The organism is Acinetobacter sp. YH12112 (genome assembly GCF_013418945.1).
GTDB classification, from domain to species: domain Bacteria; phylum Pseudomonadota; class Gammaproteobacteria; order Pseudomonadales; family Moraxellaceae; genus Acinetobacter; species Acinetobacter indicus.
This window is the reverse complement of sequence record NZ_VPBA01000024.1, coordinates 24,692-39,851: the sequence shown is the minus strand read 5'-3', so window position 1 is coordinate 39,851 and position 15,160 is coordinate 24,692. Positions and strand designations below refer to the sequence as shown.

The window sequence follows — 15,160 nt, the reverse complement described above, 5'->3', positions numbered from 1 at the left end:
GCAACTGTGAATCCCTTGCATCTAGCCACGGAGTAAAGACATGGCAGAACGCCTAAGTAATGACTTTCAATTCCTGGATGTTGCACGCCAAGACCCAGAGAAAAAAGAGATTGACGTCCGCAAATCTGAGTTTGTGGAAATTTATAAGCCATTTACCGCAGAAGTGGCGACCAACCAGACCCATCGCTGTTTAGGCTGTGGTAACCCGTATTGTGAATGGAAGTGTCCGGTACATAACTACATTCCAAACTGGTTAAAACTGGTTTCAGAAGGCCGTATTTTCCAGGCAGCAGAACTGTGCCATCAGACCAATACCTTGCCAGAAGTCTGTGGCCGCGTTTGTCCGCAAGACCGTCTCTGTGAAGGTGCCTGTACCTTAAATGATGGCTTTGGTGCCGTGACCATCGGTAATGCAGAAAAATACATCAATGACACCGCTTTTGCGCTGGGCTGGCGTCCAGACATGTCGCATGTCAAATGGACCGATAAAAAAGTCGCGATTATTGGTGCGGGCCCGGCAGGTCTGGGTTGTGCCGATATTCTGGTGCGTAATGGTGTAAAACCAGTCGTATTTGACAAGCGTCCGGAAATTGGTGGTCTGCTGACTTTTGGTATTCCAGAATTCAAGATGGAAAAAGATGTGATGAAACGCCGCCGTGAAATTTTCACCGGTATGGGCGTAGAATTCCGTTTAAATACCGAAATTGGTACAGATGTCACCATTGACCAGTTACTGGCTGATTATGATGCTGTCTTCATGGGCATGGGTACTTATACCTACATGAAAGGTGGTTTTGCCGGTGAAGACTTAGATGGTGTGTATGATGCGCTGGACTTCCTGATTGCCAACGTCAACCGTTGTCAGGGCTGGGAAAAAGATCCATCGGAATACATCTCAGTCGAAGGCAAAAAAGTGATTGTCCTGGGTGGTGGTGATACCGCGATGGACTGTAACCGTACTTCAATCCGTCAGGGTGCAGAGTCGGTGACCTGTGCCTATCGCCGTGATGAAGCCAACATGCCGGGTTCACGTCGTGAAGTGACTAATGCGCGTGAAGAGGGTGTGGAATTCAAGTTTAACCGTCAGCCAATTGAAATTGTGGGTGAAAATGGCAAAGTTACGGGGGTAAAAGTGGTGACCACGCAACTGGGTGAACCAGACAGCCGTGGCCGTCGTAGTCCAGAGCCAATTCCGGGTTCAGAAGAAATTCTGCCGGCAGATGCGGTGCTGTTGGCCTTTGGTTTCCGTACCAGCCCAGCCAACTGGTTTGCCGATGTGAACATTAATCTTGATGGTTCAGGTCGTGTCGTGGCTGCAGAACAGCAGCAATTCAAGTTCCAGACTTCAAACCCGAAAATTTTCGCCGGTGGTGATATGGTACGTGGTTCTGATTTAGTCGTGACTGCAATCTGGGAAGGTCGTCAGGCAGCAGAAGGCATTCTGGATTATCTGGATGTCTGATTCACGCTGAATTCATTCAAGAAGCCCGCTTTTAGAGCGGGTTTTTTAATCACTTTGGTTTTAGAATCGGTAGGTGAAGATGAAAAAGAGACAAGGGCTGCTAGCAAATTTTATTGAAATGCACTTTATGCAACCGGTGATTTTGAAGTTTTTTGCAAATTGAATCGGTCTTTTTGCCATAGGGGAAAAGTGATTTTGTTCACATACTGAGCGTCTCCAAAACAAGAAAGGTCAGTAACCATGACGCAAGTGACGGCAGAAAAATCCTATCTTCATCGTCCGAAAGCCATTGGGATCACGGTTCGCCGGCTCAAATTTAATCCTCATGCCATCCGCCGGCATTATTTTGCCAATTCTCCGGTGATGTCGCATCTGCTTACCGCCTTATCTTCCACTTTTCCCATTGGTGAGCAGTTTTTTGTGCATAGCGTGCGCAATGTACGCGATCAGGTTCAGGATCCGCAGTTGCAGGCACAAATTGCTGCATTTATCGGGCAAGAGGCAATGCATTCCAAGGCGCATCGTGAATTTAACGACGCCTGGCGCCGTGATGATTATCAGCTGGATCGTTTTCAGGCCTGGCTGGCGCGCAAAGATCATCATGTCAAAAGTCTGCCACCCAAAGTACAGTTGGCAATTACCTGTGCCTTTGAACATTTTACTGCGCTACTGGGCGGCTATATTCTGCGTCATCCGGAAGTGTTGAGTACGCTGGATGATGATGCAGCCAAGCTGTGGATCTGGCATGCGATTGAAGAAATTGAACATCGGGCGGTGGCATTTGAGGTATATCAGCATGTGTATGCCGATCATCGTCTGCGCCGTATGATTATGCGCAGTGTTACTGCCGGTTTTGCCAGTCTGACCTTTTATAGCACCTCACAGCTGTTTTTGCAGGACAAGAAAAACAGTATGCCGAAAATCGGCGGTAATCTGTTTGGTTTGTATTTGCTGGCGAAAATGCTGCTGCAGTTATTGCCGGAATATCTGTCCTATTACCGGAAAGATTTTCATCCGGCCAAAATCAATTACAGTCGCAGTCTTAGATACTGGAAGCAGCGCATGGCAACGCAGTATCAGGTTGAAGGTTTCCAGCAGGAACAGCCACCACAATTACTCAGTTAATTCAAACAGATGTTAGATAACTAATCAAAACCGGGCCGATTACACGTCCGGTTTTTCATGCGCATGTGTTTTCCAAGTGATAAATAAAATTAACAAAACTGGGCTAAAATACCGTTAGAATCAAATTATTGAACAAATACAAATAAATAATTAGAGGATAAGGCATGAACTTGATGAAAAAAACACTGCTGATGCTGGCGCTCAGCAGCAGCTTGACCCTGAGTGGCTGTGGCTATAACACCTTACAGGTCAAAGATGAAGCCGTAACGGCGGCCTGGTCAGAAGTACAAAACCAGTATCAGCGCCGTGCCGATCTGGTACCGAACCTGGTCAATGTAGTGAAAGGCTACGCTGCACATGAAGAGCAGGTACTGACTGAAGTGACTCAGGCACGTGCCAATGTGGCCGGCTTAAAAGTCGATCAGGCGGTGCTGGAAGACCCAGCCCTGTTCCAGCGCTATCAGGAAGCGCAAGCGCAAATGACTGGCGCGTTGTCGCGTTTAATTGCGGTATCAGAAAATTATCCGGACTTAAAAGCCAATCAGCAGTTCCGGGATTTGCAGGTACAGCTTGAAGGCACCGAAAACCGTATTGCTGTGGCGCGTAACCGTTATATCACCACGGTGCAGGACTTTAATGCCTATTCACGCCAGTTCCCGCAGGTGATGACTGCAAAAGTGATTGGTATGGACACCAAGCCAAACTTTAGTGCCGATCAAAACGCGCAAACTGCACCGACCGTGTCGTTTGAATAATCCCACGCCCAAGGAGCCGCGGATCATGCCTGATTCAATTACTGCTCTCATCCGGTGGATACTGCACAGCCTGTTAGTGTGCTGTGCACTATTGCTCAGTTCGCTCAGCCTGGCAGATACCGCTGCCACCGGCTCAGCAGATGACCTGGCGGCAGCGCGCATCATTCAGGAACAGCAACGTGCGGCCAATGCTCGTCATCAGAGTCAGACAGCCGCTGCATCTGAGGCAAGTGTTGAACAACCGGTGATTGCCAATGATATGGCAGAAGGCGAGTCCATCCGCGGCTTGCCGACTTTAAATGAACCGGTAGTTGATCAGGCCAATTTGCTGAGTGCAGCGCAGAAACAGGCGATTAGCCGGCGGATTTTAGCGCTGCATCAGCAGGGCAAAGCACAAATTGGGGTGGTGATTGTCCCGACCACCGGTCAGGAGGATATTTTTGATTTTGCCATGCGCGTTGCCGAGCGCTGGCAATTAGGCTCGGCCAAATATGACAATGGCTTGTTAATGGCGATTGCAGTGAATGATCGCCGTATTCAGATTCTGACCGGTTATGGTCTGGAAGGGGTATTACCGGATATTGTGCTGGGCCGGATTATCAACAACCAGATCACGCCATATTTTAAGCAGGCGCAATATGCCAGCGGCATTGAAGCCGGTCTGGTCGAAATTGAACGTATTTTGAATCTGGACCCGGACGTGGCGGCCAATGCGGCTAAAGAACTGCAGGAACGTCAGCAACAGGCACTGCGTGAGCAGCAGGCACGGGAAAAAACTTTTAATACAGTAATTTTTATTTTAATTGCCGGGGTGATTGGCTCCTATATTGTTGGTAAACGTCTCAGCGCTTCAACCGCTGCGGTGGCGGCTACGGTGGCGGGGCTGGTCAATGGTGTGGGCATATTCACCAGTTTATTAATGGGACTTGGGATTTTCTTTTTACTCATTACCGCACTTGCACAAGCGATTTTTCATATTTTTCTGGCCTCGGCCGGTCGTGGCGGTGGAGGTGGCGGCTTTGGTGGTGGCGGTGGATATAGCGGCGGAGGCGGCGGCTTCGGCGGGGGAGGAGCATCAGGATCATGGTAACCACAACAGATACAACCGAAATAATTACCCAGCCAAAAACTCAGGAGCTAAGCCAACCCAGTTTAAAGCGCTGGTTTAAGCACTTTTTCTACATGCCAGCCACCAAGCGCTTTTTTAACCAGCAGGACCAGTATGCAATTGCGCAAGCAGTTACAGAAGCTGAGCATGGCCATATTGGCGAGATTCAGGTGGTGATTGAAGGTTGTCTGCCTTCGCGTTTGGCTTATTATCAGGATACGCGTACCCGCGCACGACAACTGTTTGCTGAACTGGGTGTCTGGGATACGGAATATAACAGTGGCGTACTGCTTTATTTAAACCTGTGTGAGCGTAAAGTCGAGATTGTGATTGACCGTGGTATTAAGCATGCCACTGAGCAGCAGGTCTGGGATGAGATTTGCCAGAAAATGGTCTATGGCTTGGCTCAAAGAGAATATCAGCAGGCAGTGATTTTGGGTGTGAAAGAAATTGGCATGATTCTGGATGCTTTCTATGACCGGAAAATTCAGGATGAAGCCAATGAGCTGGGGAATAAGCCGATTATTCTTGGTTAATGTTGTAAATATGTGACAATAAGTGTCACTTTTTTACATAAAAATACACTAAAAAAATAAAGTGAAAAATTTTTATCCGTAAATAGCTGTTTTTTCTTTAAATATATTTATAATAAAAGTTGGCACATATAGTGCTATATACAAAATAGCTTATAAAGCTTATAAAAAATTAACAAAACATTTGTGGAGAATGTTTATGAACACTATGCAAAAAGGTTTTACCCTTATCGAATTAATGATCGTTGTAGCGATCATTGGTATTTTGGCTGCAGTAGCACTTCCTGCATATCAGGATTATACAGTACGTGCAAAAGTCTCTGAAGTTGTATTAGCTGCTTCACAATGCCGTACAACAGTAACTGAAACAGTACAAAGTGCGGTAGGTACTACATTACCAGGAGCTAATGACTGGGGGTGTGAGTCTGCTTCTCAAACAACTAAATATGTAAAATCTGTAGAGACTGATAACAAGGGTGTTATTACAGTTACAGCTCAAGGTATTGATCAATTAACTGCTGGTTCAGCAGATGAGTTAACATTAATTCCTTATGTAAATTCAACTACTGCATTAGCAAATACTGATGTGGGTGTAACTGTTTACGGTTGGAAATGTGGTGACTCAGCTGCAGGTACAACAATTCCACAAAAATACTTACCAGGTTCATGCCGTGGTCAGTTCTAATTTAAGAATTGTATAAAAGAGGCTGTATAGCCTCTTTTTTTATAGATGATATTGATGAAAAAAATATTGATACTTTTTGCGGTGCTGTGTGCATCTTTTGCTTGGCTGAGCCCAAATCATATTTTTCCATGGGCAAGTTCGCATGGTGATTTTTCCATATTTCTGAGCTTATTATTGCTATTGGTTTATGCAGTTGCCCATTATAAGAAATTGTTCATCTCATCTATCAATTTACCTTTCTTGATTATTGCAAGTGTTCCATTATTACAATTTTTCTTTCAAAAAATATATTTTTTAGGGGATGCGCTGGTTGCATCAATTTATATCTTTGGTTTTTTTATTGCATTAATGATTGGAAATACTATCGGTCAGGATGATAAAAACAAAAAATATAGTTTTAAGATTGTCTGTTGGCTTATTTTGCTGGTCGCACTTATTTCTGTTTACATTCAGTTATTGCAGTGGTTGATGATTGAACGGCATGGGATTTTTGTCGTAGATCTAACTCCGGGTGGTAGACCTTATGCGAATTTTGCGCAGGCAAACAATTTTGCCACTTTCTTGGTTATGGCTGTCATTTCTACTTGTTATTTGTATGAAGCCAAGGTATTTAATGCTTCTGTTTTAGCTTTGCTCAGTGCTGTTTTTTTATTTGCAATCGCCTTAACTCAGTCCAGAACTCCTTGGGTTTATCTGATTTTTTTCTGTATTTGGTGGTGGTGGAAAGCTTCATCAGCGAGATTAAATATTAAATCTTGGTGGGTATTTAGTGGAGTACTTTACTTAGTTGTCTGTAGTGTAATCATTATTCCTTTTCTCTCTAAAATCTTAGGCTTAGGCTTTGCTATTAATCCTCTCAATAGAGCAGTATCTGGATTTCATCGCTTAGAGATGTGGAAAGAAATGCTCATTGCCATTGGTAATGCACCATGGTCTGGTTATGGTTGGAATCAAGTGAGTGTCGCTCAAGTCGAAACGACTTTGGAATTTTCATCATTAGTTTGGATGGAGCATACTCACAATTTAATATTAGATATATTCGTATGGACTGGTATTCCGTTAGGGGGATTAATTAGCTTATTTTTGATATTTTGGTTAGTTAAATATATAGACAAAGCATTTTGTAAAGAAAATTTCCTTATGCTTGCAATGGTGGGGGGAGTGATCGTACATGCGATGTTTGAATTTCCATTGCACTACGCATTTTTTCTATTGCCGACAGGTTTGATCTTAGGTTTGATTCAATCCGATACAGATAATATAAATACAAGATATATTCCTATTTCATTTTTTTCAGGATTGAGTATCAGTCTTTTGTGCTTGTTAATGTTTGTAAAAATATTGAGTGAATATCGAGTAATTGAAAAAGATATAGAATCAGCACGCTATGAGTCTTTAAATATTGGTCTTATTGCAGCGAAGCATAGAACACCAGATATCCAGATGTTAACCCAGCTTAGTGCGCATATTGCTTTAATTAGAACTGAACCTCGTTCAAACATGAGTCTAGAGGAGATAGAGGAGGTGAGAAAAGCAGCTTATCGTTTTTCATCTGCTGCAGCCTTATATCGTTATGCTCAAGTGTTGGCATTGAATGGTCACATAGAAAAAGCCAAGGAGCAACTCATCATTATAGAAAAACTTCATGAACATCGGTATTCATGGAATTCATTATATATTGTACAACCAAATCTAGCGTTTGAATGGATGAATCAAGGGGCTTCTAAATGAAATTAAATTATAAAAGGGCTAAATTTTTTCTTGGGCATTTATTAATATCGGCATTTATTGCAAGTTTAGTTTTACTTGTTGTATTTAAATTATGGTATCCAGCACCTTTAGCAGAGGCTGTTGGTGTAACAAAAATCTTTTTAATGATGCTGATCATCGATGTTATCGTTGGCCCAATCCTTGGTTTTATTGTCTATAAAGAAAGTAAGAAAACTCTCAAAATAGATTTAACAATCATTATTCTGATTCAAGTAGCTGCCTTGGTATATGGCTTATATAGCATTGAAAAAGGCCGACCAGTATATATTGTTTATAATATTGATCGTTTTGAACTTGTCCGAAAAAATGAGATTGTTAGCAATGAGAGCCTACAAATAGGGAATATTGGGTTGTCGCCAAACTATGTCGCTGTTAAATACCCTGAAGATATTAAGCTAAGAGAAAAAGTGATGTTTGATGAAGTCTTTGGAGGTGTGTCTTTGAGCCAAAGACCTGAATACTATCAATCTTTGGAGAATATGCAGAATCAGATAAAGCTAAAAACTCAAAATCTGAATAACTTAGTACATTTCAATAATGAGGCTAGGGTTGAAGAAATCTTGAAAAAATATCCAAATGCGGATGCATGGTTACCTTTAAAAGCCAATACAGTCGATATGGTGGTTTTAATGAAGAAAGAAACAGCCGAAGTGATCAAAATTGTAGACTTAAGACCGTGGGAATAATTTCTTGAGTTAAAAATGGGGAATTTAAGTATTCCCCATGGGATCCTCCCATTTTAAAACTGGCGGAATTCCAATCAAACTTGCCACACAAAGCACTATCATCTTGCCTAAAAAAATATAAGATAGAGCCAGTTTTTAGTCTATTTTTTCCTATGAAATCTGCGGTACTATTTTATTCATTATCATCTGACTGATTACGCTCAATATATTTACCCGTCACAAAAATAGCAACGATGGCGACCAAAGATCCGGTCATAATCCAAAAAGCATAGACATATTGTGCATGATACACAAACATACCTGAAAGAATGGCAAACAAAAGTATCGTACCAACAGCAAACCATTGCCCATTAGACTTTAACGCAGTTTCTGCCTTTAAATATTCAAACTTGCCTGTTTGTTCATTTTTATTTAATTCGATTCGATGGGCTTGTTCTTTTTCTGCCATTCTCATAATACGTTCAGCACCATTGGGTATAATTGTATTGTAATGGGCAAGATCTTCAGGAGCGGGTAAGGGGCCTTGATGATGGCGACTTGCAAGTATAGAAATTACTTTAGGATGTCTTTCGACTTCTTGTAATAAACTCTGTTCTTCAGGTGCTAGAACCTCACTTTCAGTGATATGCGAAGGTGCGGTTTCTTTTTCTTTAGGTGGCTCATGTTCCTGCATCATGGTAAGGAATACTCAAAAGATGAAATCGCTTTTTGAAAATCTTTACCCACTTGCTGCATGTCTTGACGGATTGCACGCGCATCATGCACTTGCCCATACTTAGGCTGATGCTCAATCTGGAAATTTCGAGTATTCAGAGTTGCAGTAAAATCAAAAGAAGAACTCATTCCAATTAAGAAACTTCGTTGTTTAGATCGGAAATTATTATATTTTTTCATATTTAAACTCCTAAAAACCATGAAGTGTCGCTATAGCGAAAGAGTCAACATCTTAGAAGATATTTCTTTTAATTATTAACAGTGTACCCAAAATTGTCAATGCAAACCATGTAAGCTTTTTATTTTACGAATTTTTCATCCTATAGCGAATCTAATTTTAAATCTACTTTATTTAAATCAACTTCACCAACAATGACGTCAAACCAACAAAAAAAATATAAGATAGAGTCAGTTTTTTACTCTGTTTTTCCTATGAAATCTGCATTGCTATTTTTGGCTGCTATTCTAATCTCCCTTGCCTGGCTTCTTCCCATTCATTACCGCCCCTGGGTCACTTATACCGGTGAGCTATATGCCTTTTTTACACTATTCGCTTTGGCGGCTATTTTCCTAAAAGAAAAACTAATTCTCCCTAAAATCAGCCTGCCTTTGCTGGCCTTAAGCGCTATCCCATTCATCCAATGGGCTTATGGTTTGCTATTCTTTTTTGACAAAGCGCTATTTAGCAGCCTGTATATCTTTGGTTTTTGGCTGGCGATTGTACTGGGTTATAACCTGACTTTAGATACCGCGCAGCGAGAAAAAATATTTACAGGTTTGAGTTTCGTCTTTTTAGGTGTCGGCACGATCACTGGTCTTATGGCCATTTGCCAATGGCTGACCATCGACCAGTATTTCCCGTTTATGGTAGACATCCGCACTGGCCAGCGTCCTTATGCCAACTTTGCCCAACCGAACAATATGGCGACCTTTCTGGTCATGTCCTTCATGGCCTGTTTATATCTGTATGAAAAACAGAAACTGAAAACAGCACTTTTGGTTGTAACTGGTTTGGTCATCTTAAGCGGGGTGGTGCTAAGTCAATCGCGTACCTCTTGGGTTGCCTCGCTGTGTATTCTGGCTTATCTTTGCTACCAGCAATACCAAGGCTATATCCGCCTGAAATGGTTCTATAGTGCGCTCTGGTTTGCAACTTTCGTTGGTTTGATCTTTATTGCACCTTCCGTAAGTCAACTACTCTCACAAAGCGCAGATATAGCGGTCCAGTCTCGTGATGTGGTACAGCGTGCCACAGGGGATATGTCACGATTGGCAATCTGGGAGCAGATGCTACACGCAATTGGCCATCAGCCTTGGTTTGGCTATGGCTGGCATCAGACCAGTGTCGCTTACACGACGATTAGTGAATTTTTCCAGGGACCGGTATGGATTCGTAGCGCCCACAATGTGGTGCTCGATCTTCTGCTCTGGAATGGTCTGCTGATTGGCCTGCCTTTGTTGGCTTATCTGGCCTATTGGGGTTATCAGCTGCATCGGCAGGTGAATTCGACCATTTCGGTGATTGGTCTGTTGATGCTCGGTGCCTTCCTGATTCATGCCATGCTGGAATTCCCGCAGAACTATGCCTATTTCCTGCTCCCCGCCGGCTTTATCTTGGGGATTGTGCAGTCGCAACGTCCAAATGCTAGTGTGCAGTTATCGCCAATATTCATGCGAGTTGGCTTTGGCGTGGGATTAGTCCTGTTGCTGCTAATTTATCGTGATTATGAGCTGATGGTACCGAAGCTAAATCAATCGGTGCGTTATGAAAAGACACCGGAAAAAATCACCAACCAGGATCAGATTTATCTGCTCGAGGAATTTAACCGCCGCATTGCCTGGATTCGTCTGAATCCGTATAGCCAGCAAAGCCCAGAGCAATTACAGCAGATTCATGAGATTGTATTGAACTATCCAACCCAGTATGACCTGCTTAAATATGCCCGGGTGCTGGCATTTAATGGTTATGAAGCAGAAGCCAAACAGCAGCTGGAGCTGTTAAAGGTCTTGCGCAAGGTCGAGGTGGATTATGACAGCTTGCTGGATGGGGCAGAAATCAGACCAGAACCATAAATCATCTGCTGATTTTTAAGGCTGCTGTTTGGGATTTGAAACACATTGCTCAATCCATAAAAAAGACCGGAACTCCGGTCTTTTTTGTACGCTTCATCTTTTTAATTGAACTTAGAGCTGGCTCTGAATATAGTTTTCAATACCGACAGATTCAGTTAAATCCAGTTGCGTGGTTGCCCAGTCCAGATATTCTTCTTCTTTTTCCAGAATTTCCTGAACCAGATCACGGGTCACATAATCCATTTCCTGTTCAGCCAAAACGACGGCTTTCTGAATGGCTTCAATATTTTCTTTGACTTTACGGACATCACAGTTCAGCACTTCAACGGTGTGTTGACCAATATACAGTTTGCCCAGATGTTGCAGATTCGGCAGACCTTCTAGAAATAAAATCCGCTCGATAATTTTATCGGCATGTTTCATCTGACGAATTGATTCTTTATATTCCGCCGAACCGAGTTGCTCAATGCCCCAGTCATTAAACATGCGTGAATGTAAAAAATACTGGTTAATAGCGGTTAAATGATGATACAGCACCTGATTCAGCTGATTAATCACCTCACGATTGCCTTTCATTGCACTACTCCATCTCACAATTTCTGCCCTAAACAGTTTTAAGGCAATCTAGAGCTTTATCTTAAACAAGATGATGCAGGATGGCGAGTAATTTATTGAACAGCAAATGAAAATCGTCATCAATGCGATTCGGCAGCAAGGCCCAGTCGGGCAATAAAAACCCGCTTGAGTCAGAAGCGGGGGAGGAGAGTCGGCCCACGGACCGAAGGATTTATTCTTATTGGAGTTAGGCAGCAACTGCGAGACGGCCAGCAAGTTCGGCCACTTCATCGCTAATAATGGCACGTGCTTCAGGGGCACAGCGGCCACAGCAGGTTCCCAGATCGAGCAGGTCACGAATTTCGCGATAGCTTTCAGCACCGTTCGCTACGGCGTCTTTAATGTCTTGATCTGTAATACCACGGCACAAGCAAACGTACATTGATACAACCATGAAGAATTAAATAAGATAAGTGATATTATTGATAATTATTATCGTTTGTCAATAAAAATCATTTGAAAATTCATTTGTTGTGATTGGGTTTTTGAATAAAAAAATACCATCTTATCGATGGTATCTTTTTTGTACAGCTAAGTTATTGATTAATAATTACCACGCCATCCATTTCAACCAGTGCACCTTTTGGCAGGCTGGCCACACCTAAAGCGGCACGTGCTGGATATGGCTGGGCAAAATATTCACCCATAATCTGGTTCACCAACTGGAAATTAGATAAATCGGTCAGGTAGATATTGAGTTTGGCAATATCAGCCAGCGTGCCACCTGCGGCTTCACAAACGGCTTTCAGGTTGTCAAAAACACGGCGGATTTGCGCTTCAATGCCTTCAACCAGTTCCATGCTGTAAGGATCAAGGCCAATCTGTCCTGACAGGTACACGGTATTGCCAACTAAAATGGCTTGAGAATATGTACCAATGGCAGCAGGCGCATTTTCAGTATGGATCACTTGGCGGGACATCGATTTCTCCTTTTATAAGTATGGACAGCATAAACGATTAGCCGGGCAGGCTCAGGCCTATCGTATCATGATTAACAGGCTTTGGATGTTTCGGCAATATTGGGCGGCAGTTCCAGACGGATAATCCGCGGGAAACCGAAATGCATACGCAGGTCGCGAATAATCTGGGCAATCTGTTTACGGTTATTTACCACAATATTGACATAGGTCTTGGCATCGTGGCTACGGACCATTTCTACCCCGGTTTTGGCTTTACGGCATTGATAGATCAGGTCAGAAATCTGTTCATCATTCATTTCAATATCAATGCATAAATAGGCGGTGAAGCTGACGTCATCGATATCATCCGAGTTCCACTGTAGCGGCATGATATTTTCCGGATGCAGATGCTGTTCATGCAGCAGGTTATGGCAACGCGCACGATGCACAATTAAACCCCGGCGGGATAAATGGCCCTGAATCGGATCACCAAGTACCGGATTACAGCAATGCGCATATTTAACATCAATGCCTTCGGTGCCCTGAATCAGACGATCCGAAACTTCCGAGCTGCTGTCCTGTGAATAAAGATGGTTGGCCACCAGTTGTGGTAACAGGTCACCGACTGCAATCTGTTCGAACAGGCGTTCTTTGCTGTCGATATGACGCCATTGCAGCAGGTTAATCCAGTCGTCTTCGCTTAAATCTTTAATCGAACAGTTAAACAGTTTTAAGGCACGGTTAAGGGCCTGTTCACCGACCAGACGCTGCTCGTCAATATCCTGATCACGCAGAATGTTTTGCAGGGCACGGCGCGCTTTCTGGGTATTAATAAAGCTGAGCCAGTCCGGGTTTGGCGTCGCTAAAACATCGGTAATCACTTCCACCACCTGACCGCTGGTCAGCGGGGTAGAGAGCGGTTTGATTTCTCCATTAATTTTCGCACCGACCGCATGGTTGCCGAGGAACAGGCTGGCTGAATAGGCAAAATCCACCGCGGTGGCACCTTGCGGTAATTCATGCAGATGGCCATGCGGGGTATAAACCCAGATTTTTTCCTGATGCAGATAATCCAGCAGTTCGCTAAAGGTGGTTTTGGCACAGGCGCCATCAATCAGCACGTTCAGGTTTTGCATGGACGCCTGAATCGCCGAGCGGCAGGCTTGTGGTGCATTTTCACCGAGAACCACGCCAAAACGGGCCGCTTTACGCATCAGCTCGGTTTGAATAGTTAAGGATAAGGTGGTTTCTTCACCTTTCAGACGCAGCATCAGTGACTGGTTACCACCCGGTAACGGACGGCGAATATGATCGGCAAAATGCAGCACCTGAAAATGTTCACGTAAAATATCGGCTAAGCGGTCACAGTCGGCAATGCTTTGCAGAATAATTTCAAAGGCGTGGCTGTGAGTCAGCTCTTGCAGGTCGATGTCGTTTTTGACGAAATAACGGAGCAGTTCGATATTGTTATTTTTCTTTTTAATCCGGCCACTAATTTGATGATATTGCAGCAGCTCGGCCAGGTTCTTTTCCCATTTGGCCTGATATTCACAGCGTTTCGGCTTGGTTTCTAGCAGGGCAGCCTGAACATTGTTGAACATATCCAGATCAAGATTCTGGTAGCACAGATGCTCCAGATTGTCGGCCATTTCATTCATCCCGACAATACGCGCCATCGGCACAAAAATATCAAAAGTTTCCTGGGCAATGCGGGCGCGTTTGTCTGGGCGCAAGGCATCTAGCGTGGTCATATTGTGATAGCGGTCAGCCAGTTTAATAATGATCACACGCGGGTCTTGCAGGGTCGCTTGCAGGATTTTACGGAAGGACGCGGCTTTATTATATTCTTTATCGCTGGAATGGCTGAGTTTAGTCACACCATCGACCAGTTCGGCCACGGTCCGGCCAAATTTCTCGGTAATATCTTCTTTGCTAAATTCGGTATCTTCAATCACATCATGCAGCAGCGCCGCCATTAGGGTTTCGGCATCCAGACGCATATGCGCCAGAATGCAGCTGACCGCAATCGGATGCAGAATATAAGGCTCGCCGCTTTTACGGGTTACGCCATCATGCGCCAGATCGGCATAGTCACAGGCCGCAAGCACGCGCTCGCTATCGCTTTCACTCAAGTAAGCGTCGATAATCATATTTAGTTGCTGTTTGGCTTGGCTGACCTCTGCGCCTGGCATATACCACCTTTAACTACAATGCTCGTAACAATCACAAAAACTGATCTTCTAATGAAAAACATATTGCATGACTTGTCAATTTTTTTCACCGAAAATATCGAAATAAAAGCTCGTTGTAATTACGAGTTCCGATGCTTATGTTATAACGGTTATTGCGCAAATATTAAAGTTCAAATAATAAAAAAGCCTAGTAAAAAACTAGGCTTTTTCAGGATGTATTTTCTTATTGGAAAGAAAAACCATCTAAATTCAAGTTATTTGCTGAAAGTGCGAGGTCAAGGCTAGAGGCTTGGTAGTCCTGATCGCGTTGTTTCAAAATGTCTTTAGAAACGTGGCCTTCTGCAATTTCACGTAAAGCAACAACGGTAGGTTTATCGTTGTCCCACTCAACGGTAGGTTCAATTCCTTGACGTGCCAATTGACGCGCGCGTTTGCTTGCCACTAGTACAAGCTCAAAGCGGTTGTCTACATGGTCTAAACAATCTTCAACGGTGACGCGTGCCATAAGAGTTCTCGTTTGAATGGTAAATTTAAACAGACTGT

16 protein-coding genes are annotated in these 15,160 nt (G+C 43.5%); 9 read left to right on the top strand and 7 right to left on the bottom strand.

Annotation, left to right across the window (positions count from 1 at the left end; genetic code table 11):
- Positions 1-40: 40 nt before the first annotated feature.
- The 8 genes from FTU50_RS10100 to tfpZ all read left to right on the top strand — a co-directional run bounded on the left by FTU50_RS10100 (position 41) and on the right by tfpZ (position 8,124).
- Positions 41-1,462: an FAD-dependent oxidoreductase gene (locus FTU50_RS10100; protein ID WP_168390784.1), complete on the top strand. Its 1,422-nt coding sequence runs from the start codon at positions 41-43 to the stop codon at positions 1,460-1,462.
- 240 nt (positions 1,463-1,702) lie between these two features.
- Positions 1,703-2,587 (top strand): metal-dependent hydrolase, encoded by an 885-nt coding sequence (locus FTU50_RS10095; protein ID WP_180069739.1) that lies wholly within the window; start codon positions 1,703-1,705, stop codon positions 2,585-2,587.
- A 164-nt stretch (positions 2,588-2,751) separates the two neighbouring features.
- Entirely contained in the window at positions 2,752-3,342 is a 591-nt protein-coding gene (locus tag FTU50_RS10090; RefSeq protein WP_005180484.1) for a LemA family protein, read from the top strand.
- A 25-nt stretch (positions 3,343-3,367) separates the two neighbouring features.
- Complete coding sequence (locus FTU50_RS10085; protein WP_180069737.1) at positions 3,368-4,432, top strand: YgcG family protein; 1,065 nt, start codon at positions 3,368-3,370, stop codon at positions 4,430-4,432.
- The gene (locus FTU50_RS10080) at positions 4,426-4,986 is read left to right on the top strand and encodes a TPM domain-containing protein (protein ID WP_104498098.1); all 561 of its coding nucleotides are present in this window, start codon (positions 4,426-4,428) and stop codon (positions 4,984-4,986) included. Before FTU50_RS10085 ends, FTU50_RS10080 begins: the two co-directional genes overlap by 7 nt.
- Positions 4,987-5,182: 196 nt before the next feature.
- Positions 5,183-5,668 (top strand): pilin, encoded by a 486-nt coding sequence (locus FTU50_RS10075; RefSeq protein WP_180069735.1) that lies wholly within the window; start codon positions 5,183-5,185, stop codon positions 5,666-5,668.
- Between the two features lie 54 nt (positions 5,669-5,722).
- Positions 5,723-7,399: a PglL family O-oligosaccharyltransferase gene (locus FTU50_RS10070; RefSeq protein ID WP_180069734.1), complete on the top strand. Its 1,677-nt coding sequence runs from the start codon at positions 5,723-5,725 to the stop codon at positions 7,397-7,399.
- Positions 7,396-8,124 (top strand): TfpX/TfpZ family type IV pilin accessory protein, encoded by a 729-nt coding sequence (gene tfpZ, locus FTU50_RS10065; RefSeq protein ID WP_180069732.1) that lies wholly within the window; start codon positions 7,396-7,398, stop codon positions 8,122-8,124. Before FTU50_RS10070 ends, tfpZ begins: the two co-directional genes overlap by 4 nt.
- A 172-nt stretch (positions 8,125-8,296) precedes the next feature.
- On the opposite strand, the gene FTU50_RS10060 is transcribed toward tfpZ, so the two are convergent.
- Complete coding sequence (locus FTU50_RS10060) at positions 8,297-8,800, bottom strand: DUF2335 domain-containing protein (RefSeq protein ID WP_180069729.1); 504 nt, start codon at positions 8,798-8,800, stop codon at positions 8,297-8,299.
- A complete protein-coding gene (locus tag FTU50_RS10055; RefSeq protein WP_004809980.1) occupies positions 8,797-9,018 on the bottom strand; it encodes a hypothetical protein in 222 nt (73 codons plus the stop codon). Before FTU50_RS10055 ends, FTU50_RS10060 begins: the two co-directional genes overlap by 4 nt.
- A gap of 252 nt (positions 9,019-9,270) precedes the next feature.
- Here FTU50_RS10055 and FTU50_RS10050 point away from each other — a divergent pair, with 252 nt between their 5' ends.
- A complete protein-coding gene (locus FTU50_RS10050; protein ID WP_180069727.1) occupies positions 9,271-10,911 on the top strand; it encodes a PglL family O-oligosaccharyltransferase in 1,641 nt (546 codons plus the stop codon).
- A 111-nt stretch (positions 10,912-11,022) separates the two neighbouring features.
- Here FTU50_RS10050 and bfr read toward each other — a convergent pair whose 3' ends face one another.
- The 5 genes from bfr to rpoZ form a co-directional block, all read right to left on the bottom strand.
- Positions 11,023-11,487 carry a bacterioferritin gene (gene bfr, locus FTU50_RS10045; RefSeq protein ID WP_005180468.1) on the bottom strand — a complete coding sequence of 155 codons (465 nt, stop codon included), beginning with the start codon at positions 11,485-11,487 and terminating at the stop codon, positions 11,023-11,025.
- Between the two features lie 226 nt (positions 11,488-11,713).
- Positions 11,714-11,908: a bacterioferritin-associated ferredoxin gene (locus FTU50_RS10040; protein ID WP_034597991.1), complete on the bottom strand. Its 195-nt coding sequence runs from the start codon at positions 11,906-11,908 to the stop codon at positions 11,714-11,716.
- 154 nt (positions 11,909-12,062) lie between these two features.
- Positions 12,063-12,446 carry a RidA family protein gene (locus tag FTU50_RS10035; protein WP_005180461.1) on the bottom strand — a complete coding sequence of 128 codons (384 nt, stop codon included), beginning with the start codon at positions 12,444-12,446 and terminating at the stop codon, positions 12,063-12,065.
- 71 nt (positions 12,447-12,517) lie between these two features.
- Positions 12,518-14,617, bottom strand: a complete 2,100-nt coding sequence (locus tag FTU50_RS10030; RefSeq protein WP_168405015.1) for a bifunctional (p)ppGpp synthetase/guanosine-3',5'-bis(diphosphate) 3'-pyrophosphohydrolase — start codon at positions 14,615-14,617, stop codon at positions 12,518-12,520.
- A gap of 223 nt (positions 14,618-14,840) precedes the next feature.
- Positions 14,841-15,122 (bottom strand): DNA-directed RNA polymerase subunit omega, encoded by a 282-nt coding sequence (rpoZ, locus tag FTU50_RS10025; protein ID WP_005013174.1) that lies wholly within the window; start codon positions 15,120-15,122, stop codon positions 14,841-14,843.
- Positions 15,123-15,160 lie beyond the last annotated feature (38 nt).

Bases quoted from the DNA above. Each gene is read 5' to 3' on its own strand.
- FTU50_RS10100 (WP_168390784.1), top strand. From the start codon at position 41: ATGGCAGAACGCCTAAGTAATGACTTTCAATTCCTGGATGTTGCACGC.
- FTU50_RS10095 (WP_180069739.1), top strand. From the start codon at position 1,703: ATGACGCAAGTGACGGCAGAAAAATCCTATCTTCATCGTCCGAAAGCC.
- FTU50_RS10090 (WP_005180484.1), top strand. From the start codon at position 2,752: ATGAACTTGATGAAAAAAACACTGCTGATGCTGGCGCTCAGCAGCAGC.
- FTU50_RS10085 (WP_180069737.1), top strand. From the start codon at position 3,368: ATGCCTGATTCAATTACTGCTCTCATCCGGTGGATACTGCACAGCCTG.
- FTU50_RS10080 (WP_104498098.1), top strand. From the start codon at position 4,426: ATGGTAACCACAACAGATACAACCGAAATAATTACCCAGCCAAAAACT.
- FTU50_RS10075 (WP_180069735.1), top strand. From the start codon at position 5,183: ATGAACACTATGCAAAAAGGTTTTACCCTTATCGAATTAATGATCGTT.
- FTU50_RS10070 (WP_180069734.1), top strand. From the start codon at position 5,723: ATGAAAAAAATATTGATACTTTTTGCGGTGCTGTGTGCATCTTTTGCT.
- tfpZ (WP_180069732.1), top strand. From the start codon at position 7,396: ATGAAATTAAATTATAAAAGGGCTAAATTTTTTCTTGGGCATTTATTA.
- FTU50_RS10060 (WP_180069729.1), bottom strand. From the start codon at position 8,800: ATGATGCAGGAACATGAGCCACCTAAAGAAAAAGAAACCGCACCTTCG.
- FTU50_RS10055 (WP_004809980.1), bottom strand. From the start codon at position 9,018: ATGAAAAAATATAATAATTTCCGATCTAAACAACGAAGTTTCTTAATT.
- FTU50_RS10050 (WP_180069727.1), top strand. From the start codon at position 9,271: ATGAAATCTGCATTGCTATTTTTGGCTGCTATTCTAATCTCCCTTGCC.
- bfr (WP_005180468.1), bottom strand. From the start codon at position 11,487: ATGAAAGGCAATCGTGAGGTGATTAATCAGCTGAATCAGGTGCTGTAT.
- FTU50_RS10040 (WP_034597991.1), bottom strand. From the start codon at position 11,908: ATGTACGTTTGCTTGTGCCGTGGTATTACAGATCAAGACATTAAAGAC.
- FTU50_RS10035 (WP_005180461.1), bottom strand. From the start codon at position 12,446: ATGTCCCGCCAAGTGATCCATACTGAAAATGCGCCTGCTGCCATTGGT.
- FTU50_RS10030 (WP_168405015.1), bottom strand. From the start codon at position 14,617: ATGCCAGGCGCAGAGGTCAGCCAAGCCAAACAGCAACTAAATATGATT.
- rpoZ (WP_005013174.1), bottom strand. From the start codon at position 15,122: ATGGCACGCGTCACCGTTGAAGATTGTTTAGACCATGTAGACAACCGC.